Raw genomic sequence first — 13,185 nt, 5'->3', positions numbered from 1 at the left:
GGTTGCTCCACGGTCGATCACTCTGTGAATCCAAGCGCGCGAGGGCCTGCAACCGTTGTTCGACGGTAGCCCCCGAGCACCAAGCCTTCGACTCACCCCCCTCGTCATTCTCTTTGTCCCGACGACTCACCCCGCGCCTCCTCGCCTCGCAGGTAGAGGGGCTACCAGTTTCTCCGTTTAGTGTGTGTCGAATTTGATTTCAAGCTTAAAGCGAAATGCGTGCTGGGAAGCCGCCGAAGCATCTTCTCTACGAGCGCGCCGATCCACGATATCGACTCACGCGCGCGCGATTTCGCATCGATCGAACGAGTCCGTCTGCGCGTGGCGCGCAGTCGCGACGTCACGAACTAAACCGTTGCGCCATGCCGAGACGGCGCACTTTGATCCAGGTGCGGATTCATCGCAAAGGCGAATTTGGTTCGCCGATTGAGATAACGGGATCGATTGCGATTTGACATCAACGCAATGCCAGACAGCCCGGTGAACGCAATTCGCGGAGCCCGCATAGGTCCATGGCGAATCATCGATCCGAGCTTGCGACGTCGCGACGGATCGCGATAAGCGAGCATTGAATTTAAATATGGCAAATTAATTTTTAAGATGGCGAGTAGCTTGACCAAGGCGAGGAATGGCTTCATGTTTGGCTCCGCTCCGCATTGCGAATCGCACCGGGTTTGATTGGTGAGCGCGAAACCCGCACGGGACGATTCGTCGAACGTATCTCCGGCAGGTCTACCAGCAGGCGTCGTGCGAGGCCATGCAGATAGGACAGGACAGATATGGATCTCGCTGAGAAGCAAGCAACTCCTTCGCGCCCCGAAGCTTCGATTCCCATGACGGACCGCGTCGACATCGGCGTCAACATCAACATCAACGGAGACGGAGACGGACAGGCGATTCGTCGCGAGCGCTACATCGCGAGGGCGATGTTCTGGTTTCCGCTCGCCGGCGTTGCGGTGGCCGTCTCCCATCTCGTGCTCGCGACCGCGACGCGCTTCGATTTTACGCTTCTGCTCGTGATGTACGGCGTCACGATCCTGGGGGTCCACCTCGGATTTCACCGTTACTTTTCGCACCGCGCGTTCCGTGCATCCCGATCCGTCGAGATCTTCCTTGCCATCGCGGGGGCCATGGCCGCGCAAGGACCGCTCATCTATTGGGCCGCGATCCATCGTCGGCATCATCGGTACACGGATCAAGAGGGCGATCCTCATTCACCGTATGCCAACGGCGAAAAGAACCTCCTGACGCGTTGGTGGCACGCGCACGCGGGCTGGTTTCAGGGCGATGAACTTCAGGGTGACCGAGTCCGCTACCTCTCGACGGTGCATTGCTCCGACCTCATTCGAGATCGACGGGTGGCTTGGTTGAGCGCCATGCACCTCGTATGGTTGGTGGCGGGCCTCCTGCTCCCCGCGCTGGCCGGCGCGCTATGGACGATGTCGTGGGGCGGTGCGTGGCACGGCTTGATCTGGGGCGGCCTCGCGCGCATCTGTCTCGTCCAGAATGCCACGTGGAGCGTGAACTCCCTTGGGCACTTGTTCGGCTCTCGGCCGTTCGTGACGAAAGATCGGAGTCGCAACAACCTATTCTGCGCGCTGTCGACGTTCGGGGACGGCTGGCACAACAATCACCACGCATTTCCTTCCTCGGCCGTGCACGGTCTGCGCTGGTGGCAGGTAGACGTATGTGCCTACACGCTTTGGCTGCTGGAGCGCCTGGGCCTTGCCTCCGACCTGAAACGGCCTACGCCGACGGCGTTGGCCGCTCGCATGGCCCCTCGCACGGCCCCTGTTTCGAGTCCCGTCGCGCCGCGGCGCGCGGGGGCCGAACGGGCATACTTTGCAGACCACCGCGCGCCGTTGGCGCAGAAGCTACACGCCCTGGCGATACTGATACTGCCGCTCGCCGCGACCCTCTATGCCGGGTGGTGTCTCGCGGCAGGCGCCTGGAGCGGGTGGGCGGTAGCCCTTTGCGTAGCGTCGTACCTGCTCACGATGACCGGCATTACGGTGGGCTTTCACCGTTTTCTGTCGCATCGATCGTTCCGCCCCCACCCGGTGATTGCCACGGGGCTGGTCGTTCTTGCATCCATGGCCGCACAGGGGCCGCCGCTCTATTGGGTCGCCAATCATCGGCGTCACCATCGGTTCTCGGATTTGGCGGGCGATCCGCATTCTCCACACGACGATGAGGGGCGGCCGCTCGGCGGCCTGCGGGGGTTCTGGCACGCGCACGCAGGTTGGACGTACGACCACGCCATGACGAACGCCACGTATTTCTGTAAGAGCCTGCTGCGCGACCCGCTCGTGATGAGCCTGAATCGACGCTACTTCACCTGGGTCGCCCTTGGCATCATCCTGCCGACGGCATTGGGTTTCATCATCACGCGGGACGCTCGGGGCGCGCTGGAAGGCTTGGTGTGGGGCGCCGGCGTGCGGCTCTTCGCGACCTACCATGTGACGAACTCGATCAACTCCGTCGCGCATCTGTTCGGAAGCCGGCCATTCGCCACACCGGATCGAAGTCGGAACAACCCGTGGTTGGCTTTGCCCACGCTCGGAGAAGCGTGGCACAACAACCATCACGTTGCGCCGAGCTCCGCCGTCTTTGGGCTCTCGCCGTGGCAGCTCGATCTGGGCGGGCTGCTGATCCTCCTTCTCGAGCGCGTGGGCCTCGTCACCCATGTCAAGCGCGCGAGCTTGCGAGTGCTTGCCCAGCGAGCCGTGAGCGCGCCCGCGCTCGAGCCATGCGATTCACGTGACGCGCACGACGCGCACGACGCGCACGACGCGCACGACGCGCAAGACCTGCGGGAGGTGCCCGGTGAGCACACAGAATCCGAGAGCCCTTGAGGGCGCTCTTCTTCTCATAACTCTTTTCATAACCTCACGGCCGCTCCGCGACCTCCGCGAGGCGCCTTCGGAGATACGAAAATCATGTCGATAACGCAAAGCAATTCCGCAGAGAATCAGAGCCCGCACGGTGTCATTGCCGACTGGATCGTCGGCTACATCGCGACAACTTTGGATGTGGAGCAGTCACGCATCGACCGCCAGGCGCCTTTCAAACGACTCGGTCTGGATTCGTCCGTGGCTGTGGCGATGACGGGCGAGCTGGGGGAGTGGCTCGGCATCGAAGTCGACCCTGCCGCTCCCTACGACCATCCCACGATCGAGAAGCTCGCCGCGATGCTGGCGGCGCAGCCGCGCGTACAGGCGGCGCTCGAGCGAAGCCAGCGCCAGGCGAAGGCTGCTGCCGGTGCACCATGACCCAACCCGATCTGCAGGCAAACGCAGCTGCGACCACGGGGGCTTCGCAGGCCGCCATCGCGCACCACTACGACGTCGGCAACGCCTTCTACGAGTTGTGGCTGGACGAGACGATGACGTATTCGGCCGCCCTTTGGCACGGAGACGAATCGCTCCGAGAAGCCCAAAGAAACAAGTTGGACTGGCATTTGGACCGGGTCGACGTGGAGTCGTGCCGCCGCTTGCTCGACATCGGTTGCGGTTGGGGGAGCCTTCTGCGCAGGGCCAAGGAGCGCGCGCCCGGCTTGACCGCCACCGGGCTCACGCTCAGCAGCGCACAGCTCGGGCACATCGCGCAGTCTCCCATGCCGCATGTGAACGTAAGGCTGGAGGGCTGGCAGACCCATGCTCCGGACCTCGGATACGATGCCATCGTCTCCATCGGAGCCTTCGAGCATTTCGCCCGGCTCGACCAGAGCGCCGTGGAGAAGCGGGCAGGGTATAGGGCGTTCTTCCAATCGTGCCATCGCGCGCTCGTTCCCGGTGGCCGGATGTCGATTCAGTCGATTACCTACGAGCGCTCCGATCGAAGCCAGTTTGGTCGCTTCTTCTCGGAAGAGATCTTTCCAGAGTCGGATCTGCCCCACTTGCCGGAGCTGTTGAACGCGGCGGAGGGCTACTTCGAGCTCGTCGAGCTACGCAACGATCGCGCGCACTACGCGCGGACGCTGCGCGCGTGGTTATCGAATCTGCGCAACAAGAGGGCGGAGGTCGAGGACATCGTCCATCGCGATGGCTTCCAGCGCTACGAGCGGTACCTTGCGACGATGGTCGTCGCTTTTCACATCGGCGCGCTCAACCTTGCGCGGGTCGCATTCCGTCGCGTCGATTCGGATGCCGCTTCGGTGATGCAGTGACGTCCGGCGCACCACGCAACCCCCGGGCGAGGGAACCCATCGCCATCGTCGGCATGGGTTGCCGCTTTCCGGGCGCGGAGGGGCCGGCGGCGTTCTGGAAGTTGCTGCGCGAAGGCCGGCACGCACTCTCCTCGCACCCGGCGGATCGCTGGAATACGGCGGCGTTTTGCTCGAACGGGGCAATAGAGCCCGGTAAAGCCTATTGCCGGGTGGGCGGCTTCGTCGAGGACGGTGACGCCTTCGATCGAAGACTGTTCGGCATCGGCTCGGAAGAATCCGCAGCGATGGATCCGCAGCAAGGGATGGCTTTGGAGGTTGCGTGGCACGCGCTCGAACACGCGGGCATCAATCCCAGGTCCCTCGAACGATCCCCAACGGGCGTCTACTTTGGATTCAGCACACGTGACTTCGACCGACGGGTTGCCAACCGTTTCAACGGCTTGACCTTCGATTCGAGCACGGGGTCGAGCGGTGCGGTCATCGCCAACCGAATTTCGTACACGCTGGGCCTGACGGGGCCGAGCATCGCGATCGATGCTGCCTGTGCATCGTCGATCACCTCGGTGCATCTGGCATGTCAGGGGCTTTGGCTGGAGGAGTGCGAGCTCGCCATCGCGGGCGGCGTCCAACTCATTCTCTCACCGGCAAATATGGTCGCGTTCTCCCACGGTCGGTTGCTCTCCCAGCACGGATTGACCAGGAGCTTTTCCGCAGATGCCGATGGGTATGTCTGCGGCGAAGGTGCGGGTGCCCTGGTGCTGAAGCGGTTGAGCGACGCGCTGGCCGACGGCGACCGCGTGCTGGCGACGATCGTGGGGTCCGCCGTTCAGCACAACGGGCCAAGCAATGGGCTGTCGGCGCCATTTGGCGAGGCCCAGCAGCGGGTGCTGCAGGCCGCCTTGCAGCAGGGCGGGGTGCCCGCTGCGTCGATAGGCTATCTCGAGGCTCACAGCGCCGGGACGATGCTGGGGGACGTGATCGAGGTGAGAGCCGCCGTGCGCGCGCTGTCGGAGGCGCGCGACCTCGACCGCCGGTGCTACATCGGATCGGTCAAATCGAACCTGGGGCACCTCGAGGGCGCGGCGGGGATCGCGAGCCTGATCAAGAGCATCCTGGCGATTGAACATGGCGAAGTGCCACCATCGCTCCACGCGGAGCGAGAGAACGCGCAGCTCAAATTATCGGGGACTCCATTTCGTGTGGCGCACCATCTCGCGGTGTGGCCGAGCGGAGATGGGCCGCGCCGCGCGGGCGTAAGCAGCTTTAGTTTCGGCGGCGCGGTCTGCCATATGGTGCTCGAGCAGGCGCCGGCTCTCCCTGGTGTTCTTCCTGGTGACCAAATGCTCCCCACCGGCTTCTACGGTCCGCTGATCATTTCCGCAAACAGTCCCGCCGCGCTGATGCGTCTCGTGGAGCGGCACGTGGCTGCTCTGAACGAGGTCGCATCGGGCCGCGAATACGTTGCGTATTGCGCGACGGCAGCCGGCGGACGGGCACACCTGCCATATGGCATCGCCATCGTGGCCGGAGATCCGGCTTCTGCGATCGATGAGCTCCGCCGGATCCTGGGCTCATGGGAGCAGGCCCCGCGCGCAGCGGCAAGGCGAACCGGCTTGATGGTACGCCTTTCCACAGCTGCCGAACCGCGACCATCGGACTGGCCAGGCCCCTGGAACGCACGCTGGCAGGCCTACCACGCCGAAGAGCGGCGCATGCAGGGCGATCCGCGGGTCGCGGAGTGCGTAGCATCCGATCTGGCCCAGCTGCGCTTGCTCGAGGATCTTGGCGTCGTCCCCGACGGCTTGATCGGTCATGGCGACGAGCTCGATCGACGCGCGAAGTACCTCGCCGATCGGCTCTCTCGGGGCCCCGAGCACCCGCGCCCCAAGTCCCTTCGCGCAGGCGCGGGGCCAATGCTCGACCTGGTGCCCTCCCCCATCGGCGGGGGATCGAGCTCCGCCACGTTACTTGCACGACTCTACGAGAACGGCTTCTTCGTCGACTGGCGCGCGTATTACGCCGCCATGACCAGGACTCGATCGCACCAGGTGCCCGTCTATCCATTCGAGCGCGCGCGTCACTGGACGCTACCCGCTTCGGACGACGCAACGCTTCTCGATGTCAAACACCAAATGAGCGTCAACCGGAGCACGCCGGTGGCCGAAGAATTCATGGAGAGGGGCAATGACGACTTACGAGAATCCAATTGAAGTGGTTCCGGCACGCGACCGCGGTGCGATCGAAGAGTGGTTGGTCGACAAAATGGCCTCGATTGCAAACCTATCGCGCGACGAAGTGGACGTCGGCCGGCCCTTCGCCGACTTTCAGCTCGATTCCTCGGTCGCGGTCAGCGTCACGAACCAGCTGTCCGTCTGGCTCGATCGAGAGTTGCCGATCACGCTGTTCTGGGAGTATCCGACGATCGCGGTTCTCGCGGGAGCGCTGCCCGGCTTGGCGTTGCCGCTGCGCGAAGCCACCCATCAACCCTCTGCATCGAGGTTGGGACAATGACGAACGAGCTCCGACCATTGCGGCCGCCGCCGGCGGTTCCGCGTTTTCCTGCCACGAGCGGGGTCCCGAAGAATTTGTTCTTCAACCCGCGAGATCGCGCCTTCAACCAAAATCCGTATCCTCATTACGAACGGCTCCGGAACGAAGACCCCGTCCACAGGAGCCCGTTCGGCGTGTGGTTCCTCGGCAAATACAAGCACGTGCGTGAGGTCTTGAGGAACCCGAGCTTCAGCGTGCAGGACGTGCCCGGCCAACTGAAGCGTAAGAACGAGCTGCTCAAGACGCGCAAGCTGGTCCCCAACCAGCCCGAAAACCTCGATGCGCTCATCGCCAACTCGGAGAATTGGTTTGCGTTCCTCGAGGCGCCCGATCACACGCGCCTTCGCCGCCTCGTCACCGGCGCCTTTCACAAACATACGGTGGAACGCTTGCGCGGCTATGTGCAGAGCTGCGCCGCGGCTTTTCTCGATCCGCTCATGCGGGAAGGTCGCATGGATCTCATGCAGGACTTCGCCGTACGTCTCCCGCAAAACGTGATCGCGCATCTGCTCGGGATCCCCGCGCGCGACTTTCCCCAGTGCGTTGCGTGGGCGGAGGTCATCGGCCGCATCTTCGATCCGCTGGTGTCGATGGAGGAGTACGAAGCGCTGAACCGCTGCTCGGCGGCATTCATGGAGTACGCTCGCGGCCTGATCGCCTTGCGGCGGGAGGATCCCCAAGATGATCTCATCAGCGCGCTCATCGCGGCCCGCGACGACCAGGACAAGCTCACGGAGGCGGAGCTGGTCTCGATCATCCTGCTGAACTTCGGAGCCGGTGAGGAGACCGTCGTCAATCTCATTGGCAATGGCTCACTCGCGCTGATCCGTCATCCGGACGAGCGCGCATACCTGCGAAGCCGGCCGGAGATCATGCCGAGCGCCGTCGAGGAGCTGCTTCGTTACGACGCCCCGCTGCAAATGACCTCGCGCACCGCCCTGAAAGATTATCTCATCGGGGACAAGCACATCAAAGCGGGCGAGCAAGTGTACGTGGCGCTCGGATCGGCCAATCGCGATCCCGAACGCTTCGTGAATCCCACGAGCCTGCTGCTCGAGCGCGAGAACAACCAGCACATGTCCTTCGCGGACGGCCGCCATTTGTGCGTGGGAGCCGGCTTGGCGCGTCTCGAGGCACAGGAGGCCTTCAAAATCCTGCTCGAGCGGATGCCGGATCTTCGATTGGTCGATCCGGAAGCGGACATCGCGTGGCGTAGCCATACCGTGCTGCGAGGCATGCTGAGCCTACCGGTGCGGTTCACGCCTTCGCCGATCTACTCCATCGGAGCAGGAGGGTCGAACGCGTGACGGCGGCATCCGAAAACCCATGGTTGATCCGCGGGCCGGACGATTCGGCCGAGACGCTCGTCCTTTGCTTCAATGCCGCGGGTGCCGGGGCCATCGCGTTCGAGCGGTGGAACGCGCCCCGGCACCGCGTGGTGCAGTTCATGGGTGTGCTTCTCCCCGGGCGCGAGCTGCGCTTCGCGGAAGCGCCGTTCCGTCATGTCGGGCCCTTGATCGAGAGGATGCTCCCTGCGCTGCTCCCCCTCTTCGAGAGACCCGTCGCGCTCTACGGCCATAGCTACGGTGCGCTGATTGCGTTCGAGCTGGCACGTGCGCTCCGAAGGGTAGGCGTCGCCCCCTCGATGCTGTTCGTGGCGTGCCGGCCGGCGCCTCAATTGCCGTATCCGTACCCGCCCGTCTACCACTTGCCCGACGAGCAGCTCATCGAGTCGGTTCGCTCCTATGGCGGGCTTCAACTCGATACGCGTATCGACGCAAAAGTCGTGAGCACCTTTCTTCCCACGGTGCGCGCGGATCTGCAGGCCAATACCTGTTACGCGTATACCGAGGAGGAGCCATTGACCTGTCCCATCGTCGGCCTGTACGGCGCGGACGATCCCGTGTGCAGTCTGTCGGACATTCGTGCGTGGCAGTCTCAGACGACCCGGGCGCTCACGGTCTGGGGGTATCCAGGCGGGCATTTCTTCCCCCGCGCGTGCTTCCACGAGCTGGCGGAGCGTTTCTGCTTGGCGCTGCCGCCGGCCGCGCAGTACATCGCACCAAGCACGAGCGCGAACGCGAACGCGCCGAACCTCCGGGTGCCGTGATGTCCGATGCTCGCGATTCGTCGCTCGACCCCATTGCCATCGTCGGCATGGCGTGCCGATTTCCCAAAGCAGAGTCCATCGCCCACTATTGGCAGATGCTCTTGGATGGCGTCGATGCCATCCAAGAGGTGCCACCGCTGCGCTGGTCGATCGACGCCTTTTACGATCCCGACCCGATGACGCCAGGCACCATGAGCACCCGCTTCGGCGGCTTCGTGGACGATGTGGAGTACTTCGACGCCGAGTTCTTCGGCATCGCGCCCAACGAAGCGATCCAGATGGCGCCCCAGCAGCGCCTCCTGCTGGAAGCGACGTGGTCCGCGCTCGAGGACGCGTGCATCCCCGCGGACGCGCTGGCCGGCAAGGCGGTGGGCACGTTTATTGGCGTCGCGAGCTTCGACTATTACGAGCGGCTCGCCGAGCGGATGGAGCTCTTCAACGGTTATACGATCACCGGCAACGCTTACAGCGTGGCGGCGAATCGCCTGGCATACTTCTTCGACTGGACGGGCCCCAGCGTCGCGGTCGACACCGCGTGCTCGTCATCCTTGGTCGCCACGCATCTTGCGTGTCAGAGCCTTCGCCTCGGCGAATGCTCGATGGCGATCGCAGGAGGCACCCACACCGTGTTAGCTCCTTGGGTGACCGTTGCGGCGTCGAAGGGCGGATTCTTGGCCCCCCACGGCCGGTGCAAGACCTTCTCGGATGCCGCCAGCGGCTATGTTCGCGGAGAAGGCACGGGCATCGTCGTCCTCAAACGCCTTCGAGATGCGCTGCGCGATGGGGATCCCATCGCGGCGGTCATCCGCGGCAGCGCCGTGAACCAGGACGGCCGGAGCAACGGCCTCAGCGCGCCCAATCCCGCAGCGCAGATCCGGCTTCTCCGGGACGCATACCGCGTTGCCGGTGTGGCGCCCTCCGATGTGGGGTACGTCGAAGCCCATGGCACGGGAACGCGCTTGGGCGATCCGATCGAGATGAACGCCCTGGGTAGTGTTCTGCGCGAGGGACGGCCGGCCAATCGGCCCGCTTGGGTCGGGAGCGTCAAGTCCAATTTCGGCCACTTGGAGGCGTCGGCCGGCGTCGCGGGCCTCATCAAGGCGGCGCTGGTGGTGCGCCACGGGATCGTTCCGCCCAACCTCCACTTTGCCGTGAGCAATCCCCTGATCCCCTTCGATCGACTGCCTTTGCGCGTGCCTACGCGTACGGAGCCATGGCCGCCCGAGCTGCCTCGAATCGGCGCGGTGAGCTCCTTTGGTGTGGGCGGGACGAACGCGCATGTGGTGCTGGAGGCTCCGCCACCGTCGCACGAACGCCCGTGCGAGCTCCACGGCCGGCGGGCTCACCTCTTGTGCATCAGCGCCAAGACGCCCGCGGCCCTGTCGCGATTGGCCTTGCGCTACGGGCAGCTGCTCGAACGCCAAGGCGGCCCGCACGATCTGGCCGATATGTGCTTTACGGCCGGCTCGGGTCGGGCGCATTTGCATCAACGCGCGGCGCTGGTGCTGACGGAAGGCGAGGACGCCGTGCGCGCGTTGACGAATCTCGCGTCGAACGTTGCCCGGCAAGCGAGACGCCCCGTCCCGCGCCGTGCTCCCAAGATTGCTTTCGTATACGCGGGGCAGGGATCGCAGGCGAGCGGGATGGGCGCGGAGCTCTATGGCTCGCAGCCCGTGTTCCGAGCCGCCGTCGACCGGTTGCTGCGCCGAATGACGCTGAACGAGCCATCGTTGATGCAGGCCATGTTCGAGGCATCTTGCAGCTCCGCGCTGCACCGAACGCGTTACGCGCAGCCCGCGTTGTTCGTCCTCGAAGTGGCGCTCACAGAGATGCTCGGCCGTTTCGGTATACGGCCGGCCGCCGTCCTGGGGCATAGCTGCGGCGAGCTCGCGGCCGCGGTAGCTTGCGGGGCTTTGTCCGAGCTCGAGGCATCGCGCATCGTGGATGCGCGCGCGGCGCACATGCAAGCGTGCCCCGAAGGGGCCATGGCCGCCGTCTTCACCTCCGAGGAGCGGGCTCGCGCATTGGCCGGCTCCCGCCGGGGGGCGGTGTGCGTGGCCGCGGTGAACGGGCGCGCCAGCGTCGTCGTCGCCGGTGCGGCCACACAGCTCGAGGAGCTCCTCGTCGAGGCTTCCGCGCAGGGGATCTCCTTCACGAGGCTGTCCGCCGCGCACGCGTTTCATTCGCCGTCGATGGATGCGGCCCTCGAAGGCATTCGGGGAGCGGCGCGCGGCGTTCGATTCGGCACCCCTCGTGTGCCGTTCATCTCCACCCTGACGGGCGAGCTGTTCGATCCGAGGTCGGATGCGTCGGACTACTGGGGGCGGCAGGCGCGCGAGCCGGTGCGCTTCGCGCGAGCGGTCGAACGCATGCGCGCCGAGGGGGTCGACATTCTGCTGGAGATTGGGGCGCGGCCGGTTCTCTTGGGGCTGCTCCGGGACGCGGCCCCGGAGCTCGCCGTGAGCTCGGTGCTCCCCTCCGCCATCCATGGCGGGCAAGGCGAGTGGCCAGCCGTCCTTCGGGCGCTCGCCGACCTGTACGAACGCGGCGTCGCGCTCGATTTTCGGGCGCTCTACCCGGAGGGCTCTGCGCGCTGGCGGTCGATCCCGCAGTATTCCTTCGAGCGCGTACGCTATTGGCCATTCGAATCCGGTCCACAGTTTCAATCCAACGCGGACGGAGGCCACGGTGAAGCGCCTTCGCCGAGCCCGATGGCCACGGCATCTTCGGCTGAGCTCACGACATCGCTTGGCGCGCAGCCGCCGGACGTGGCTACGGCGCACATGCTCGCCCTCGTGAAAGCGCACCTGGAGACGGTGACCGGAGGGCAAGCGGATCACTTCCACGACGGGGCCATGCTCTCGGAGCTCGGCGTCGACTCGTCGATGGTCGCCTCCCTGCGCCGCCATCTCGAGAATACGCTGGGAGCGCCCGTTCCCCTCGAGTTGCTGCTCGGCGGTACGGATCTGAGTGGCATTTCACGGTCGCTCGTGGATATCTGCCTTCATCGCGGGGCGAGCGATCCCTCTCCCATCGGGCGCTCCGACCCCGATCGGTGGTGTGTCACCTACATGCCGAACGACCGAGCCCCCGCGCGTCTGTTCTGCTTTCACCACGCAGGCGGAAGCGCAGCCGCGTATCGCGACTGGGGTGCGAGGTTTGCCGGGGTCGCCGAGGTCGTCGCCGTGCAACTGCCTGGGCGGGAGCATCGCCTGCGCGAGGAGCTGCCTTCGAGCTTCGAAGCGCTCGTCACGGTATTGGCGGGCCAGATTGCACCGAGGCTCGACCGCTTCGCCGTCTTCTTCGGTCATAGCCTGGGGAGCTATGTTGCGTTCGAGGTCGCGCGCGAGCTGCAACGCACGGGGGCGAAGATCCCGCAGCACCTCATCGTCAGTGGCTCGTGGGGGCCCCGTCTCCATGCCGAAAAGCGCGACCTCCTGAACGGAGAAGACCGCCTCGCAGGCCTCGAGCTTCCCGCCAACCTTCGGGACGACGGCGTCTTCATGCGGGTACTCCAAGAGCGGCTCGATGCGGATGCACGGCTGCTCATGAGCTACCGCCATCGCCCACGCCCCGAACTGTTTTCCCCCATCACCGCCCTCTACGGCGAACACGATCCATGGCTGGATGCGCTCTCCGTGGAGGCCTGGAAGCACGAGACGGCGAGGAGCTTTCGACTGCAAGCGTTTCCGGGCGGGCACATGTTCCTCCAGCAGCAGGCGGCGGAGGTGGCAAATCTCATAGCAAGCGCGTTCAATGTGCCGAGCCGAGAAAATCGGAAAAACAGAGAAGACAGGGAAGACAGGGAAGACAGGGAAAGAGGTCACCAACGATGAGCGCTTTCAAATTTTGTCCCGCCTGCGCGGCACCCTTGAGCGAGCAACGCGTCGAAAACGAGGAACGTCGGGCCTGCTCGCTGCGATGTGGATTTGTCCTCTATGACAATCCTACACCGGTGGTCGCCGCCGTCGTCGAGCACGACGGGCGCGTCGTGCTGGCGCGCAACCGATCCTGGCCGGTTCCGTTCTATGGCTTGATTAGCGGTTTTCTCGAACGCGGTGAGACGCCCGAGCGAGCCGTCCTGCGGGAGGTCGAGGAGGAGCTCGGGCTGAAGGGGGACTCCGGGACACTGATCGGTGTGTATGCATTCCCGGAGATGAATCAGGTGATCATCGCCTATCACGTCGAGGCGCATGGGACGATCGTGCTCGGCGACGAGCTCGTGGATTTCAAGAGAGTGGCGCTCCCGGAATGCCGCGCCTGGCCTGCAGGGACGGGATTCGCGCTCCGCGATTGGCTTCGCAGTCGCGGGCATGAACCCGAAATGATCGACATCTCCGGCTGGAAGAAGGGCTGA

The 13,185-nt window shown here is 64.7% G+C and carries 10 protein-coding genes; 9 read left to right on the top strand and 1 reads right to left on the bottom strand.

What is annotated here, in order from left to right; all coding sequences use genetic code 11:
* Positions 1-347: 347 nt before the first annotated feature.
* Positions 348-638, bottom strand: coding sequence for a hypothetical protein (locus tag LZC94_28720; GenBank protein WXB11831.1), 291 nt, complete (start codon positions 636-638; stop codon positions 348-350).
* Positions 639-833: 195 nt separating this feature from the next.
* Between LZC94_28720 and LZC94_28715 the strand changes: the two genes are divergently transcribed.
* From LZC94_28715 to LZC94_28675, 9 genes are all read left to right on the top strand, one after another.
* A complete protein-coding gene (locus tag LZC94_28715) occupies positions 834-2,855 on the top strand; it encodes an acyl-CoA desaturase (GenBank protein WXB11830.1) in 2,022 nt (673 codons plus the stop codon).
* Positions 2,856-2,939: 84 nt separating this feature from the next.
* Positions 2,940-3,272, top strand: a complete 333-nt coding sequence (locus tag LZC94_28710; protein WXB11829.1) for an acyl carrier protein — start codon at positions 2,940-2,942, stop codon at positions 3,270-3,272.
* Positions 3,269-4,168 (top strand): cyclopropane-fatty-acyl-phospholipid synthase family protein, encoded by a 900-nt coding sequence (locus LZC94_28705; protein ID WXB11828.1) that lies wholly within the window; start codon positions 3,269-3,271, stop codon positions 4,166-4,168. The genes LZC94_28710 and LZC94_28705 overlap by 4 nt, the downstream gene beginning before the upstream one ends.
* Positions 4,169-4,221: 53 nt before the next feature.
* Positions 4,222-6,378 carry a polyketide synthase gene (locus LZC94_28700; GenBank protein ID WXB11827.1) on the top strand — a complete coding sequence of 719 codons (2,157 nt, stop codon included), beginning with the start codon at positions 4,222-4,224 and terminating at the stop codon, positions 6,376-6,378.
* Positions 6,353-6,679: an acyl carrier protein gene (locus LZC94_28695; protein WXB11826.1), complete on the top strand. Its 327-nt coding sequence runs from the start codon at positions 6,353-6,355 to the stop codon at positions 6,677-6,679. Before LZC94_28700 ends, LZC94_28695 begins: the two co-directional genes overlap by 26 nt.
* The gene (locus tag LZC94_28690) at positions 6,676-8,025 is read left to right on the top strand and encodes a cytochrome P450 (GenBank protein WXB11825.1); all 1,350 of its coding nucleotides are present in this window, start codon (positions 6,676-6,678) and stop codon (positions 8,023-8,025) included. The genes LZC94_28695 and LZC94_28690 overlap by 4 nt, the downstream gene beginning before the upstream one ends.
* The gene (locus LZC94_28685) at positions 8,022-8,828 is read left to right on the top strand and encodes an alpha/beta fold hydrolase (GenBank protein ID WXB11824.1); all 807 of its coding nucleotides are present in this window, start codon (positions 8,022-8,024) and stop codon (positions 8,826-8,828) included. The genes LZC94_28690 and LZC94_28685 overlap by 4 nt, the downstream gene beginning before the upstream one ends.
* On the top strand, positions 8,828-12,664 hold the full coding sequence (locus tag LZC94_28680) for an acyltransferase domain-containing protein (protein WXB11823.1): 3,837 nt from the start codon (positions 8,828-8,830) through the stop codon (positions 12,662-12,664). Before LZC94_28685 ends, LZC94_28680 begins: the two co-directional genes overlap by 1 nt.
* Complete coding sequence (locus LZC94_28675) at positions 12,661-13,185, top strand: NUDIX hydrolase (protein ID WXB11822.1); 525 nt, start codon at positions 12,661-12,663, stop codon at positions 13,183-13,185. Before LZC94_28680 ends, LZC94_28675 begins: the two co-directional genes overlap by 4 nt.

The sequence above is a fragment of the Sorangiineae bacterium MSr11954 genome, assembly GCA_037157815.1.
Taxonomy (GTDB): Bacteria; Myxococcota_A; Polyangia; order Polyangiales; family Polyangiaceae; genus Pendulispora; species Pendulispora albinea.
This window is presented reverse-complemented; position numbering and strand designations above follow the sequence as displayed.